Origin of the sequence: Schaalia naturae, assembly GCF_042665795.1 — a bacterium.
Taxonomy (GTDB): Bacteria; Actinomycetota; Actinomycetes; order Actinomycetales; family Actinomycetaceae; genus Pauljensenia; species Pauljensenia naturae.
On the sequence record NZ_JBHTEF010000001.1, the window covers coordinates 2,063,492 to 2,078,633 of the forward strand.

At 72.6% G+C, this 15,142-nt stretch carries 13 protein-coding genes; 5 read left to right on the forward strand and 8 right to left on the reverse strand.

The features are described 5' to 3' along the window. The first annotated feature begins 51 nt into the window (after positions 1-51). Positions 52-2,613 (forward strand): heavy metal translocating P-type ATPase, encoded by a 2,562-nt coding sequence (locus ACFQWG_RS09250; protein WP_380974643.1) that lies wholly within the window; start codon positions 52-54, stop codon positions 2,611-2,613. 3 nt (positions 2,614-2,616) lie between these two features. Here the strand turns inward: ACFQWG_RS09250 and ACFQWG_RS09255 are convergent, their stop codons facing one another. The 3 genes from ACFQWG_RS09255 to ACFQWG_RS09265 all read right to left on the reverse strand — a co-directional run bounded on the left by ACFQWG_RS09255 (position 2,617) and on the right by ACFQWG_RS09265 (position 5,163). Next, on the reverse strand, positions 2,617-3,234 hold the full coding sequence (locus ACFQWG_RS09255) for a DNA-3-methyladenine glycosylase I (RefSeq protein ID WP_380976302.1): 618 nt from the start codon (positions 3,232-3,234) through the stop codon (positions 2,617-2,619). Between the two features lie 35 nt (positions 3,235-3,269). After that, positions 3,270-4,184, reverse strand: coding sequence for a glycosyltransferase family 2 protein (locus ACFQWG_RS09260; RefSeq protein WP_380974645.1), 915 nt, complete (start codon positions 4,182-4,184; stop codon positions 3,270-3,272). A gap of 97 nt (positions 4,185-4,281) precedes the next feature. After that, a complete protein-coding gene (locus tag ACFQWG_RS09265) occupies positions 4,282-5,163 on the reverse strand; it encodes a DUF5926 family protein (RefSeq protein WP_380974646.1) in 882 nt (293 codons plus the stop codon). 97 nt (positions 5,164-5,260) lie between these two features. Here ACFQWG_RS09265 and ACFQWG_RS09270 point away from each other — a divergent pair, with 97 nt between their 5' ends. Further along, on the forward strand, positions 5,261-6,211 hold the full coding sequence (locus ACFQWG_RS09270; RefSeq protein ID WP_380974648.1) for an NAD(P)-dependent oxidoreductase: 951 nt from the start codon (positions 5,261-5,263) through the stop codon (positions 6,209-6,211). Beyond that, complete coding sequence (locus tag ACFQWG_RS09275) at positions 6,198-6,596, forward strand: DUF488 domain-containing protein (protein WP_380974650.1); 399 nt, start codon at positions 6,198-6,200, stop codon at positions 6,594-6,596. The genes ACFQWG_RS09270 and ACFQWG_RS09275 overlap by 14 nt, the downstream gene beginning before the upstream one ends. Positions 6,597-6,639: 43 nt before the next feature. On the opposite strand, the gene ACFQWG_RS09280 is transcribed toward ACFQWG_RS09275, so the two are convergent. Beyond that, positions 6,640-7,692, reverse strand: a complete 1,053-nt coding sequence (locus ACFQWG_RS09280; RefSeq protein ID WP_380974652.1) for a zinc-binding dehydrogenase — start codon at positions 7,690-7,692, stop codon at positions 6,640-6,642. A gap of 348 nt (positions 7,693-8,040) precedes the next feature. Here ACFQWG_RS09280 and ACFQWG_RS09285 point away from each other — a divergent pair, with 348 nt between their 5' ends. Then, a complete protein-coding gene (locus ACFQWG_RS09285; RefSeq protein ID WP_380974654.1) occupies positions 8,041-9,519 on the forward strand; it encodes an amino acid permease in 1,479 nt (492 codons plus the stop codon). Here ACFQWG_RS09285 and ACFQWG_RS09290 read toward each other — a convergent pair. After that, on the reverse strand, positions 9,403-10,077 hold the full coding sequence (locus ACFQWG_RS09290; RefSeq protein ID WP_380974655.1) for an alpha-galactosidase: 675 nt from the start codon (positions 10,075-10,077) through the stop codon (positions 9,403-9,405). The two genes, ACFQWG_RS09285 and ACFQWG_RS09290, sit on opposite strands and share 117 nt — an antisense overlap. A gap of 34 nt (positions 10,078-10,111) precedes the next feature. Next, on the reverse strand, positions 10,112-11,242 hold the full coding sequence (locus ACFQWG_RS09295; protein WP_380974657.1) for a Gfo/Idh/MocA family protein: 1,131 nt from the start codon (positions 11,240-11,242) through the stop codon (positions 10,112-10,114). A gap of 235 nt (positions 11,243-11,477) precedes the next feature. Between ACFQWG_RS09295 and ACFQWG_RS09300 the strand changes: the two genes are divergently transcribed. Next, positions 11,478-12,437, forward strand: a complete 960-nt coding sequence (locus ACFQWG_RS09300; protein WP_380974659.1) for an endonuclease domain-containing protein — start codon at positions 11,478-11,480, stop codon at positions 12,435-12,437. Positions 12,438-12,755: 318 nt separating this feature from the next. On the opposite strand, the gene ACFQWG_RS09305 is transcribed toward ACFQWG_RS09300, so the two are convergent. Both ACFQWG_RS09305 and ahpC read right to left on the reverse strand, forming a co-directional pair. Next, positions 12,756-14,444: an alkyl hydroperoxide reductase subunit F gene (locus tag ACFQWG_RS09305; protein WP_380974661.1), complete on the reverse strand. Its 1,689-nt coding sequence runs from the start codon at positions 14,442-14,444 to the stop codon at positions 12,756-12,758. Continuing rightward, complete coding sequence (ahpC, locus tag ACFQWG_RS09310; RefSeq protein WP_291495586.1) at positions 14,444-15,007, reverse strand: alkyl hydroperoxide reductase subunit C; 564 nt, start codon at positions 15,005-15,007, stop codon at positions 14,444-14,446. The genes ACFQWG_RS09305 and ahpC overlap by 1 nt, the downstream gene beginning before the upstream one ends. Positions 15,008-15,142 lie beyond the last annotated feature (135 nt).

Below are 15,142 nucleotides of genomic sequence, written 5' to 3' on the forward strand. Positions count from 1 at the left end.
CCGGACGCCGCCCGGCCCTCGCCGCCCCCCACCGTCAGGACGCGATCCGACATGTCCACCCCGTCCGCACCCGCCGCCCACAGCGCACCCGCCGCCCGACAGGTCGGGGAGGGGGCCAGGGCGCGCGCCGAGATGCTGCGCCGCCGCCTCCTCGTCACCGCCGGCCCGACCCTGGTGATCGTCGTCCTGGCCATGGTCCCCCCGTTGCAGTTCACGGGCTGGCAATGGGCGGTCGCCGTGCTGTCGGTCCCGGTGGTGACGTGGGGCGCGTGGCCCTTCCACCGCGCGGCGTTCCAGGCGGGGGTCCACGGCTCGACCACGATGGACACGCTGGTGAGCCTGGGCGTCATCGCCTCCACGCTGTGGAGCTGGTGGGCGCTGCTGTTCGGCGGCGCCGGGATGCTCGGCATGCGCATGCAGATGTCGCTGGTCCCGCGCACGGCCGTCGGCGGCGGCCACGCCGAGATCTACTTTGAGGGCGCCTGCGTCATCGTGGTCTTCCTGCTCATCGGACGCCTCGCCGAGGCGCGCACCCGCTACCGCGCGGGCGATGCGCTGCGCTCGCTGCTGGAACTCGGCGCGAAGGAGGCCACGCGCCTCCGCGTCGACGAGGACGGCTCCCGCTCCGAGGAACGGATCCCCGTCGCGGACCTGCAGGTCGGCGATCTCTTCCTCGTCCGCCCCGGTGAGAAGGTCGCCACGGATGGACGTGTCGAGGACGGATCCTCCGCGCTGGACGCCTCGATGCTGACCGGCGAGTCCGTCCCCGCCGACGTCTCGCCCGGGGACGAGGTCACCGGCGCCACGGTCAACACCTGGGGGTCGCTCGTGGTGCGCGCGACCCGTGTCGGCGGCGAGACGACGCTGGCCCAGATCGGCCGCCTGGTCACCGAGGCGCAGGCCGGCAAGGCGCCCGTCCAGCGGCTGGCGGACAGGATCTCCTCCGTCTTCGTGCCCGTGATCATGGCGATCTCCGCGGCCACGCTCATCGGCTGGCTGGCGAGCGGCGCGGGCGCCCAGGCCGCGATCACCGCCGCGGTCGCCGTCCTGGTGGTCGCCTGCCCCTGCGCCCTGGGCCTGGCCACGCCCACAGCCCTGTTGGTCGGGTCCGGCCGCGCCTCGCAGCTGGGCATCGTCATCAAGTCCGCCGAGATCCTCGAGCAGACCCGCGCCATCGACACCATGGTCCTGGACAAGACCGGCACCGTCACCACGGGACGCATGAGCCTGGAACGGGTCGTCACCGCCCCGGGCGACGAGGACGCCCCGGACCGCCTGCTGGCCGTGGCCGCCGGCGTCGAGTCCCCCTCCGAGCATCCGATGGCCCGGGCCATCGTCGCGGGCGTCCGCGCCTCCGGGGTGGAGGCCGCCCCGGTCGCCGCCTTCACGAACCACGCCGGGACGGGGGTGTCCGCGCTGGTCCGCTCCGACCGCGGCCAGAGCGGCACCCTGGCCCTGGTCGGGCGGCTGTCCTGGCTGCGCGGACTGGGCGTGGAGGTGCCCGGGGAGCTGGCGGACGCGGCACGGGAGGCCGAGGACTCCGGCGCCTCCGCGGTGCTCCTGGCCACGGTGCCCGGCTGGGCCGACGACCCGGAGGCCGGCCTCGGCGCCGAGGCCGCCCGCATCGACCCGGGCACCGAGCGGCGTCCCGCCGGCGACGCCCCCTCCGGGAGGATCCCCGCCGAGGACCCCGCGCTCGTCCGCGTCGACATGGACGTCCAGGGCATGACCTGCGCCTCGTGCGTCAACCGCGTCGAACGCAAGCTCGGGAAGCTGCCAGGCGTCTCCGCCTCCGTCAACCTGGCCACGGAGTCGGCGACGATCACCCTGGACCGGCCCTACACCGACGCGCAGCTGGAGGAGGTCGTCGACAACGCCGGCTACCACGGGATCGTCAGATCACGGTCGGAGACCCGGCCGGGGATCCTGACGGAGGCAGCGGCGGCGCCCTCGTCGGGGAAGACGCTCCCCGGAGCGGCGAGCGGCCCGGCGGCGGATCCCGCCCCGCGCCGCGAGCGCGTCCTCCCCGGGCATCTGGCCGGCGCCGCCGCGCATGCGGTGCTGGTGGTGCGCGACACCGTCAAGCCGACCTCCGCCACGGCGATCGGACAGCTGCGGGAGCTCGGAATCGAGCCGGTGCTGCTCACCGGCGACAACGAGGCGGCAGCCGGGCACGTGGCCGGGCAAGTCGGCATCGAGCGCGTCATCGCGCAGGTCATGCCCGACCAGAAGCGAGACGTCGTCAGGTCGCTGCAGGACCAGGGCCGCGTCGTCGCCATGGTCGGGGACGGCGTCAACGACGCGGCCGCGCTGGCCCAGGCCGGGAACCGGGGGCTCGGCATCGCGATGGGATCGGGAACCGACGTCGCGATCCAGGTCGCGGACATCACGCTGGTCAACTCCGAGCTGACGGCGGCGGCCACCGCCATCCGCGTGTCGCGGCAGACGCTGCGCGTCATCAAGCAGAACCTGTTCTGGGCGTTCTTCTACAACGTGGCGATGGTCCCCCTCGCGATCGCCGGCCTGCTCAATCCCATGATCGCGGCCGCGGCGATGGCTTTCTCCTCGGTGTTCGTCGTGCTGAACTCGCTGAGGCTGCGCCGCGCCGGCTGACCCTCACCTGGAGGCGGCCCGCGGATGCGGGCGGTGGGCGCCGGCCAGATGGGTGTCGACGACGCCGATGGCCTCCATGAGGGCGAACATCGTCGTCGGTCCGACGAAGCGGAAGCCCCTGTGGCGCAGCTCCCGGGCCAGCGCCTCGGACTCCGGGGATCGCGTCGGGACCTCCCCCAGGGTGCGCGGCGCGGGCATGAGCTCGGGCGCGTACGACCAGACCAGGGCCGCCAGCCCGCCCGGCCGGGACGCCCGGAGCGCCACGGTCGCCCGGGCGTTGGAGATCGTCGCCCGGATCTTCGCGCGATTGCGGATGATGTGGGCATCGGACAGCAGTCGCTCCTCGTCGGCGGGGCCGAAGGCCGCCACCGCGTCGGGATCGAACCTCAGGAACGCCGTCCGAAACGCCGGCCGCTTGCGCAGGATCGTCGACCAGGACAGGCCAGACTGGAAGGCTTCGAGGCTGAGCCGCTCGAAGACGCCCCGTTCGTCGCGCACGGGCAGTCCCCACTCGGTGTCGTAGTACTCGCGCAACAGGGGGTCGTTGGCCGCCCACGCGGGGCGCGCCAGCCCGTCCGGACCGAGGACCAGTCCCTCCGGGCCGAACGCCCCTTCGCGCAGCTCCGGGGGGAGGCTCCCCTCCGGCGCGTCCCCGCTCACGAGTCCGCGCCCGAGGCGGCAGAGGGGCCCGGCCTCCTCGGGCCCCCGGGACCGCCCGAGCCTCCGGGTCCCCCCACGGCGCCCGTCAGCAGGGCGCGAGCCTCGTCGCTCGGATAGGGGACTCCGGCCCGCTGAGCGCGCGCGGCCGCGCGCCGCACATTCGCCGGCAGACGCACCCCCCGGAGGAGGCGCTGCTCGATGGCAAGAAGGGCGTCGCGCAGACGCGCGGCGCGGTTGAGCTCGCCGATCGTCGTGTCCGACCCCAGGTGCACGAAGGTGCACGGCACCTCGACCATCCGGAAACCTGCCACCAGCAGATCGATGGTCTCGCCGGGCTCCAGCCCGTACCCGGTCGAGAACGGCATCACGGCGGTGAGCGCCGCCCTCGTCAGGCACCGTTGCTCGGACAGGGGCGCCTGCGGCTCCCACCCCGTCATCAGGCGGATTCCCCAGCGCGCCCGCTTCTCCGCCACAGTGCGTCCGACCTGCGGAGACGCGGCCGGAGGTGCCGCGCAGGCGCAGTCGGCCTGTCCCGACATCACGGCCTCGACCAGCGCCGAGGCCTCGACCGCCGATTCCCCCAGATCCGCCGAGAGGAAGAGCAACAGCCTGGGCGGCCAGTCCGCCCGGTCGCGCATCGCGGCCACCTTGACGCCCGTCTCCATCGCCGAGGCCCGCCCCCGCGTCACGGAGTGGCGGACCACCACGGCGCCGGCCTGGCGCGCATTGCGCCCCGTGTCGTCCTCGGACCCGTCATCGACCACGACCAGCAGGTCCACTCCCGGAATCGCCCGGCACGACCGCACCGTGGAGGCGATGTCCCGTTCGGCGTTGTGTGCGGGGATGACGGCCGCAACCCGCTGCGGCTCGTCGCGCGTCGCCCGAGGATGGGGGTCGGGGCGGGGGTTCATACCTCGATTTTAGGCCGACTCGGCGTGCGGGGAGGCCGCCGACGGGCTTCGATCGGCCCGTCCGCCCCGAAGGGGCGAGGACGAGGCCGGCGCGGCCCTATCGGATGGTCACCTGGCGGGAGACCAGCCCGTCGCGCACGCGCCTCAGTTCGGGGGTCAGCGGCTCGTCCGCCCCGAGGACGGCCTCCAGCCCATCGGCGAGCGCACGGGCGTCGGACGCGACGTCGTCGGGGCCCACGCCGTCCTCCAGCTGGAAGACGGGGATCGCCAGGCCGCAGGCTCGGAAGGCGCCGACGAAGCGCGATCCCTCCCCGATGTGGGCCGTTCCGGCCAATTGCAGGCGGGCCAGCGCGGTGAACAGGCGCGACTCGGGGTAGTCCGTGACGTAGCGGATGAAGGTGTGGTTCATCTCGCACCAGTACATGCCCTCGACGCCGGGGACGGCCCGGGTGGGGACCACGTCGGCGCGGTTGCGCTCCAGGGCCTGCTCCATCTCGGGGGTGACCTCCGCCTCGGGGTCGAACCAGTACCCGAAGTCCTCGCGGATCTGCAGGTCGGGCGCCACAGCCGGGTCGAGCAGATCCTGCAGGCGCGGCGCGGGGTCGCGCACGTCGACGGAGACCATGCCCTCCTCGCCCGCCTCCCTGCGGGCGATCGCGGCCGCCAGCGCGCCGCCCGCGTCGTGCGAGAGGTCGCCGGAGTGGAACCGCGTCTGGAGCCCCACCAGAATGCGTCCGTCGCCGCGCACCATGGCGCCGTGCCCATCGGGCAGCAGGGTGACGATGTCGACGTCGACGCCGCCATGCTCCGCGGTCGTGCGCGCGGGCAGGACCGCGCAGGGGATGAACTCGCGCATCGCGACCAGTTGGATCTCGGCGGGAAGACCGTCGAAGGGACGCTCCCGGAAGGGGATCGGCGCCCGGTACGCGGGACGCGCGGCGGATGTGACGACCTTCTTGCGACGACTGGCCTTGCCCATGGGATCCAGCCTACAGGCCTCCCCTCCCCGGCCCGGAGGGGGCACACTGGACGCGGGTCCGCACGACTCCTGGCACGACTCCTGGAAGGCAGGACACATGAAGATCCTCATCTCCGACACCGTGGCGTTCGGCGCGTTCGACGTTCCCGACGATGTCCGCGTCGTCCCCGTCGACGAACTGCAGCCGGTCCCGCCGCAGCACCGCGACGCGGAGGCCGTCGTCATCTGGGGACAGAACCCGGACATCGGGTCGTTCCTCGCCGACCTGCCCCGGCTGCGCTGGGTGCAGACGCTGGCGGCGGGCCCGGATGCGCTGCTCGCGCTGGACCTTCCCCCCGAGGTCATCATCACCAAGGGCGTCCATTTCCACGACAAGACCGTCGCCGAGCACGCGCTGGCCCTCGCCCTGGCCACCCTGCGCAGCATCCCCCTGTGCGAGCGCGCCCGCGCCGAGCACCGCTGGGCCACGGAGCTCACCGGCCCTCGGCCGCTGCATTCCGCCGACGCCGTGACCACGCTCATCGGGTCGGACGTCGTGGTCTGGGGCTTCGGGGCGATCGGCCAGGAGATCGCGCGGCGGTTCTCCGCGATGGGCGCCCGCGTCACCGGGATCGCCCACTCCGCGGGCGAGCGCGCGGGGTTCCCCGTCGTCGGCTCCTCCCCCGACGAGGTCGACGCCGCCCTGTCCACCGCCGACGTCCTGGTCATGGTCCTGCCCGACCGCCCCGACACGCGCGGCGCCCTGGACGAGCACACGATCGGCGTCCTGCCCGACCGCGCCCACGTGGTCAACGTCGGCCGCGGCTCGGGCGTGGACGAGGACGCCCTCGCCTCCGCGCTGCGCGAGGGCCGCCTCGGCGCGGCGGCGCTGGACGTCGCCTCGACGGAGCCGCTGCCGGCCGGCTCGCCGCTGTGGGACGCCCCGAACATCGTCATCACCCCCCATGTCGCGGGCAACCGGCCGATCGGAGTGGAGGAGCGCGTCAGCCACAATGTCCGCGCGCTGCTCGGACTGGGCGGGGAGATGATCGGTGTTGTCCAGCGCTGACAGGGCGATCCGCGTCAAGCGGGTCTACGACGCCGCCGCACCGGAGGACGGGTACCGGGTGCTGGTCGACCGGCTGTGGCCCCGGGGTGTCCGCAAGGATGCCCTCGGCATGGACGAGTGGGCGAAGGACCTGGCCCCCTCCACCGCCCTGCGCCGGGCGTGGCACCACGGGGACATCTCCGACGAGGCGTTCCGGGACCGCTACGCCGCCGAGCTGGACGCAGTCCCGGCCCTCGCCTCCCTCGCGAGGCGTTGCCGGGCCGGGACGGTGACCCTGCTGGTCGCCACGCGCGACATCGGGCGCAGCCACGCCCACGTCCTCGCCCGCGAACTCGAGCGGCATGCCGCCGCCCGGGTGGATGGGGCCGCAGGCCGGACGGGGTGAGGGCCCCTCCCGCAGGCCACGGACCCGCCCCGCGGGCCCGGGCTCACGCCCAGGGGTCGACCAGGATGCGGATCGGGTGGCCGACCTTGCCCTCCAGGTGGTCGAGGCCGGTCTGGATCTCGCGCAGAGGCACGACCTCGGACACCGACTGGGTGAGGTCCAGGCGGCCGTACCTCAGCATCTCGGCGAGCATCGAGATGTCCTGGTTCTTGTAGCCCGTGTGCCCGAGGATCTGCTTCTCCGCCAGGTTGAACTCGGTGACGGAGGTGCCCAGCGCGACCTCCTGGGCGGACATCCCGACCACGACGACACGTCCCGAGTGGTCGAGGCTGGCGACCGCCTGCCGCAGGGTCGAGCGGATGCCGACCGCGTCGAAGGCGACGTCGATCATGCGCCCGCCGGTGGCCTCGGTGACCTTGGCCAGAAGATCCGGGTCGTCGGAACGGAAGACGTGATCGGCGCCCAGCTTCTTCGCCCGCTCGAGAGCGAAGTCGTCGACGTCGAATCCGATGACGGGCACGCCGCCGGCCAGGCGGGCGAGCTGGACGATGTGGGTCCCCACCCCGCCCAGGCCCCACACGCCCACCGCGTTGCCGGGGTGGACCTTGCCGGTGCGCACGACGGCGCCGAAGGGGGTCGACACGGCGTCGGCCAGGATCGCCGCCTGCCGCATGTCGACCTCGTCGGGGACGCGGGTCAGGCCCATCGACGAGGCGATCGTGTACTGCGCCCAGGCCCCGTCATAGGCGAAGGCCATGAGCTGCAGGTTCAGGCAGTTGGGGAAGTCGCCGCGACGGCAGCGGCGGCACTTCAGGCACGGCCGGCCGGCCGCAGGGATGACGCGGTCCCCGACCTGCCACTCGGTGACGCCGGGCCCGAGCTTCTCGATGGTGCCCGAGGCCTCGTGCCCCTGGGTGACGACCGGCAGAGGCGCGGGGAAGGTGCCGTTCATCAGGGAGATGTCGGAATGGCAGATTCCGCAGTACTCCACCTTGATGCGCACCTGGCCGGGTCCGGGCTCCGGGATGGGGACCTCCTCCAACGCGATGCGCTTCCCATCGGCGTAGAAGCGCTCCGCGAGCATGACCTCAGACATCTGATCACTCCCTTGTCATCGTGAGCCGGGTCGTCGCTGAACCCGGCAGCTCCCACTGTAGGACTTTGGTCGCAGTTTCGAGCCCCGATCGGTCCGACGTTCCCGCAGGTCAATCCCTGTTTGTTTGAAGGATTGAAAGGGTGGGCGGAGGCAGGGCCAAAGTCCCTCCCCCCAGGATCGGCCCTGTCCTGCGTCAAGGGGGGTTGCGGAGACGGTGTCGTCGGCATCGACGCGGGCGGCGGCGCCGCGCCGGTCGGCGGACCGGTGCGAGGGCGGGCACGGGAGCGGAGGAGGCCGGGCGACGCGGTAATGTCGTCGGGGTCTCCCCTCCGATTGAAGGTGAAAGTCATGGCCGCTGGTGGGCTCCGGGCCGAGGACAACTCGCTCACACGGGGGCTGCGTTCCCGGCATCTCACGATGATCTCGATCGGCGGCGCCATCGGGACCGGCCTGTTCGTCGCCTCGGGCGAGACAATCTCGACCGCCGGGCCGGGCGGCGCCCTGATCTCCTATGCCCTCATCGGGGGCATGGTCTTCCTGCTCATGCAGTCGCTGGGGGAGATGGCGACCTACCTGCCCGTCGCCGGCTCATTCGGCGAGTACGGCTCCCGGTTCGTCAGCCCGAGCTTCGGCTTCGCCATCGGCTGGAACTACTGGTTCAACTGGGCGATCACCGTCGCGGCCGAGCTGTCCGCGGCCGCGCTCGTCATGAAGTACTGGTTCCCCGACCTGCCCGGATGGATGTGGTCCGCCCTGTTCCTGGCGGCCCTGGTGTCCCTCAACGCGCTCTCGGCCCGCGCCTACGGCGAGAGCGAGTTCTGGTTCGCGGCGATCAAGGTGACGACGGTCCTCCTGTTCCTCGCCCTGGGGCTCGCGATGATCCTCGGCATCATGGGCGGAACCTCCCCCGGCCTGGCGAACTGGACGGCGGGCGAGGCGCCCGTCGTAGGCGGCGGGACCGGGGTCCTGGCCGTCTTCATGGTGGCCGGCTTCAGTTTCCAGGGCACCGAGCTGGTCGGCGTCGCGGCCGGGGAGGCCGAGGACCCCGAGACGAGCGTGCCCCGCGCGATCCGGACGATCTTCTGGCGCATCCTGCTCTTCTACATCGGGGCGATCACCGTCATCGGATTCCTCATCCCCTACACAGATCCCGACCTGCTGAGATCCGGGGTCTCGGACATCTCCGTCTCGCCGTTCACCCTGGTGTTCGCCCGCGCCGGGATCGCGGCGGCGGCCGGCGTGATGAACGCGGTGATCCTCACGTCGGTGCTCTCGGCCGGCAACTCGGGGCTGTACGCCTCCACGCGGATGCTGTACGCGATGGCGTGGCGGGGTCAGGCGCCGGCGTTCCTGCGCCGGACGAACCGCCGCGGCGTCCCCGTCCCCGCCCTGGTCGCGACCACCGTCGTGGGCGGCGCCTGCCTGGTGTCCTCACTCGTCGGGGACGGGAACGCGTATGTGTGGCTGGTCAACGCCTCGGGCCTGGCCGGGTTCATCACCTGGATGGGCATCGCATGGTCGCATCTGAAGTTCCGCCGGGCGTTCGCAGCCCAGGGCCACGACGTCTCCGAGCTACCCTTCCGCGCCAGGCTCTATCCCGCGGGGCCCGTCATCGCCCTGGCGATGTGCGCCGTGGTCGTGTTCGGCCAGGGCCGCGACGCGCTGTTCGGCGAGCACGGCTTCACGGCGCTGATCTCCAGCTACATCGGCCTACCACTGTTCCTGGGCGTCTGGGGCCTCCACAAGCTCGCCACCCGGTCGCCGGGGGTGGACCCGGCCGCCGCGGACCTCACCCGCCACACGACGAGGGCGGCCCTGCGGGACTGATCCCGCGGACCTCCAGAAGGACCGCCGCCACCTCGAACTGCGGGAGCGGGAGCCCGGCGAGGCCGGGGTCCGCGTGAGGATGTCCAGGGCGTACAGGGCCTCGGCCCTGTCCTCGGAGACGACGCCCCACAGCACGCCGCCGAGCCACCCGGCGCCCCGGCGCACGAGCCGGCCAGAATGCAGCAGCGCGCGATGCTCCTCCTGGCTGATCTCCGTGATGTCCCACTCGATGCCGAAGTGGCCGAAGAGGGCTGTCGCGGCCCGGAGCGGCAGCGGGAGCCGACGTCCGGTCGTGTGCGAGCAGCCGGTCTCGATGTGGGCGCCGATCATCTCCAGGGGGATCAGCTGGGAGGTCCACCTCTGGATGTCCTGCCTCTTGATCGCGTCGATGCGGTCCGAGGCCCACACGCGCTGCGTGCGCTGGAGGATCTCCAGGTCGCCGCGCGCCCCACCGGACGCGCAGGACTCGATCTCCAGACCCGGGCACTGCTCGCGGACGGCCCGGACCTGCCCGCGCGCGAAATCGAAACCGGACGGCCCGGCGATGAGCAGGGTCACGGAGTCCGCGCAGGAGGACCGGCGGACCCCGCGGTCAGCGTCCCCAGGCCTCGACCCCGGTCCGCACGGGCGCGCCGCCGCGCGCGGCCGAGGACTCGATGGCCAGGCCCAGCAGCTGGTCCTGCAGGGCCTGCGCCAACGGATAGGCGGGGGCGCCCTCGCCGCGGGCCCAGGTCCCGGCCGAGCGCATGAGAGTCGCGATCGCGATGTCCTCGTCGGAGAAGCGACGACCCGGGAAGGGCATGCGGTAGACGGCACGGCCCTCGAACGTGATCGACTCCAGGCAGAAGCCGTCGAGGTCCAGGTCGTAGCCGGTCTGGCGGCGTTCCAGGGAGGAACGCACGAGGACGCGGGGCTCAGGCAGGTGGCGCACCGAGTCCCCGGAGATCTCGCCGCGGGTGCCTCGCACCAGCACGCGGCGGTGGAGCAGGCGGTTGTGCCACTGGTTGTCGGTGAAATCGTAGAGGCCGACGCCCTCAGGCAGGTCGAGGACGGCCAGCGTCGTCGCGGCGTCGACCTGGCGCGGATCGTCATGCCAGCCGGAGCGATCCTCGGGATCGAGCAGCGGCGCGCGACTGACGTGCGCCGTGACCGTGGCCGGGCCGAAGCAGGCGCCCGGAGCGCCGTCTGCGGCTCCCCCGGCCCCCACGCCGGCCGTCTCCCGCAAATAGCTCCGGATCAGCGCCACCGCATGGTACGTGTGCGTCGAGGAGACCTGCACCTGCGTGACCGGGCCGATGGCCCCGTTGCGGATGACCGCGCGCCGGGCCGCGTGTTCGGGCAGCGCCGGATACTGCTCGGCGACCTGGACCAGGCCGGTCCCGCCGACCGCGTCCCAAAGACGTCGCAGACCGTCGACGTCCGCAGCGGGAGGCGTCTCGGCGAGCACGTGGACGCCCTCGTCGATCGCGAGCGAACGCGAGACCGCCCCGTTGGCCGTGTGCGACACGGCGACGACGACCAGGTCGGGGCGCGCGCGGCGCACCAGGTCGCCTGCGGTCGGGAACGCTGGGCAGCCGGGGAAGACGCGTTCCCACTCCTCCCGCGTGGCGGCGGAGCGCGCCGTCATCCCGACCAGGTCGAACTCGTCTGGGAGCGCCCGCGCCAGCCGCCCGTAGAACTGAGCCCGCCAACCGCCGCCGACCACTGCGATTCGTGTCGTCATCGTCGAACCTCCTGGTGGGAAGCGTACGGCCGGAGAGGACCGCGCGGGAGTGCCGACAGCACAGAATGCCGACGCGAGGGAATCCGCCGGCACGCCGTCCTCGTCCATGACCTGCGCATATCTCCACACACCCCGCGTCCCGCCGCCTGGCTCCCCGGGCATTCTGTGCTGTCCCGAGCCGAGGACCCCTGTGGACATCTCCGGCCTCGCCCCGGCCATCTGCTTCCATGTCAGGGTGAACGACGACGCGCGGCCCGCCTACGATGCCCTGCTCCGAGCCGGAGGCGTGATGGAGACCGGCCGGCTGGTCTCGCGGTACGGGAAGGCGGCCGTCAGCAGGATGTCGGCCCTCGCTCGGATCCGGACAGGACCGTTCCTCACGTTCATCGAGGGGACCACCGATATCGCCCGCAGGATCGCCGGGCAGCGCGGCGGCGTCGTCACCTGTCTGAGCGCCGCGGAGTGCCACGGCATCCCCGTCGTCGGCCGCCCGCCCCGCGTCGTCCACCTCGCCGTCCCCCACACGCGGTCCAGGCTCCGCGGCGGGCCGGCCACCGACGGGATCCGCGTGCACCGCGAGTTCCGTCCGATCGGCGTCGATCCCGCGCGACCGTGGCTGGCCGACCTCCCGACCGTCATCGGCCGCCTGATCACGTGCTGTTCCGAGACCCAGGCAATCGTCGCGCTGGACGATGTCCTCCGCCGCGGGCTCATCGCCCCCGGGGAGATCCCGGTCCCCGCCCGGGGGCCGGGTTCGGGCCGGGCCCGACGCGCCGTGGACCGGGCGAGTCCGCGAGCCCGCTCGATCATGGAGACGCTGGCCCGGCTCCAGCTGGAGGACGCCGGCATCGGCCCGATCGAGGTCGGCGCCGAGATCGAGGGCGTCGGCGAGGTCGACCTGCTCGTCGAGGGGCTGATCGTCGTGGAGATCGACGGCCGCCAGCACGACACCGACCCCGGCCAGGTCGCCCTCGACCGGCAACGCGATTTCGCACTGAGGCGTCTGGGCTACATCGTCCTGCGGTTCTCCACTCGGCAGGTCCTGGCGCGCATCGTGGCGACCGTGGTCCGGGAGGCTCTCGGTCGCTTCGGCGGGCTGCCGCGTCCCCTGCGCGTCCCCTTCACCGGCAGGCGGGTCCATGCCTGGGACGAGGAGGAGCAGGTCGCACGCGTGGAGGGCCCGGGTTGGCGATGACCCGGCGCCGGGAGTGAGGACAACACAGAATCCCCGCGCATCCGTCTCCCCGATGCTCGCAGAGAGGTGCCCCGACCTGCTCCGACATCGAGCGCCGACGGACCGGGCCCGATCGGCGCCCTCGGCATTCTGTGCCGTTTGGTCCGCGGCGGGAGAGATCTCGGCCCCACACGGGCCTCCCCGATCTCACGAGGGCGGTGCCGCCTCGATCCGCCACCGGCCCGCCAGGACGCCTCCGACGACGACGCGCCCCGGGAACCGGGGCTCCCAGGGCACGCGCTGACGCCAGCCGGCCCGCTCCAGGCGGGCGCGCGGGACTCAGACGACCGCGCGGATCATCTGGTCGAAGGCCGACAGGGCCGCCTGTGCGCCCTCGCCGGCGGCGACGACGACCTGCTTGTCGCGGCTGGTCGTGCAGTCTCCGGCAGCGAAGACACCGGGCACCGAGGTGGCCAGCGACGCGTCGACGACGATCTCCCCGCGCGCGTTGAGGTCGACGGCCCCCCGCAGCCATCCGGTGTTGGGGATGAGGCCGATCTGGACGAAGACGCCGTCGACCGGCAGTGTCGTCTCGGCTCCGGACTCGCGGTCGGTCCATCGCAGTCCCGTGACCGAGCGGCCGTCCCCGACGATCTCCCGGGTGGCGGCGTTGACATGGACGTCCACGTTGCCGAGTGTCCGCAGGGTGCGCAGAAGCACCTCGTCGGCGCGCAGCCGCGTGTCGAACTCGACGACGTCGACGTGGGCGGCCACGCCCGCCAGGTCGATCGCGGCCTCGATCCCGGAGTTCCCGCCCCCGATCACGGCCACGCGTTTGCCCGCGAACAGGGGGCCGTCGCAGTGGGGGCAGGACGTGACACCCCTGTTGCGGTACTCGTCCTCGCCGGGCACGCCCAGCTGGCGCCAGTGGGCGCCGGTGGCCAGGATGACGGTCCGGGCCGAGACGACGCTGCCGTCGTCCAGGCGCACGCTCGCCGCCGTGGCCGAGCCGCCGCCGTCCGGGGCTCCGGCCTCCAACGAGACCGCGCGCCTGTCGGCCAGGACCTCCACGGGGTAGGCGCGCACGTGGTTCTCCAGCTGGCGGCCGTACTCCGGCCCCTCGACGCGGATCTGCGAGGGCAGGTTCTCGATGGAGGCGGTGTCCAGGACCTGGCCGCCCATGCGCTCGGCGACCAGCGCCGTGTCCAGGCCTTTGCGGGCCGTGTAGATCGCGGCGGTGGTGCCGGCGGGGCCGCCCCCGATGACGAGGACGTCGTGGCGGGAGCCCGACGCCGGTCCGGTCGGCTCGGCGGGAGGCGCGGCGCCGGCGGACCGGTCCGGCAGGCCGGCGCCGGCCTCGTCGATGGGGGACGAGGGCGAGGCCGCGCCCGGCGAGCCGGCTGCCTCCGGGTCCACGGCCAGGCCCATCTCGATGATCCGGTCGAGGATCCTCGTCAGGGTCATGCGGCCCTGGCCGAACTCCCGGCCGTTGACGAAGATCGTCGGCACGGCCATGACGCCGCGGGCGTCGGCCTCGTCTTGGAAGGCGGATCCCTCGATGGCGGTGTGCGAGACGCGCGGGTTGAGGATCGAGATCAGGTTGAGCGCCTGGACGACGATCGGGCAGTTCTGGCAGCTCAGCGAGAAGAACGTCTCGAAGCGCAGCGGCTCGGCAGGCGCGAGGCGGCGAGCGCGCTCCTGCAGGGCGGGCGGCTCCTTCGAGGGGTGGCCGCCGACCTGGAGAATCGCGAGCACCAGCGAGGTGAGCTCATGCCCCAGAGGGACGCCGGCGAAGCGCACGCCGGTGTCCGCGCCCGGGGTCGCGACGAGGAACGAGGGCCGGCGGAGGTCCGCCGACCCGTCCTCCACCACGGTGACCAGGTCGGACTGGGCGGCGATCTCGGCGAGGAGCTCGGCCATCCGGCGTCCCTTCGGGGAGCCGTCGGAGGCCTCGCGCAGTTGGACTGGACCGATGAGGTTCCCGAACAGCGAACGCAGCTGCCCGGTCAGTGAGGCGTCCAGCGCCATCAGATCTTGCCCACCAGGTCCAGCGACGGGCTGAGCGTCTCCTCGCCCTCGTCCCAGTGGGCGGGGCAGACCTGGTCGGGGTGGGCGGTGATGTACTGGGCGGCGCGGACTTTGCGCAGCAGTTCGCGCGCGTCGCGGCCGATGCCGGAGTCGTTGACCTCCATGACGCGGATGCGGCCCTCGGGGTCGATGACGAAGGTGCCGCGCAGGGCCTGGCCGGACTCTTCGTCGAGGACGTCGAAGTGGCGGGCCAGCTCCTTCTTCAGATCGCCGAGCATCGCGTACCGGACCTTGCCGACGGCCTCGGAGGAGTCGTGCCAGGCCTTGTGCGAGAAGTGGGAGTCGACGGACGCGCTGTAGACCTCGACGCCCAGCGCCCGGAACTCGTCGTAGTGGTCGGCCAGGTCCTCGAGCTCGGTCGGGCACACGAAGGTGAAGTCGCCGGGGTAGAACATCAGGACATTCCACTTGCCCAGGAAGTCCTGGTCGCTGACCTCGATGAACTCCCCCTCCCTGTAGGCGTTGACATGGAAGGGCTGGATCGTCGTGTTCACCAATGGCATGGTGGCACTTCCTTTCGACGCAACTTGATCGTGCGCAACTCATTATAGGCGCAGGCGCCCGGGACTTCGGTCCCGCGCGCGCGTCTAAAAGGCGACAAGCTGCAACGATGCGGCGAGGATTCGAGGAACGGCGGA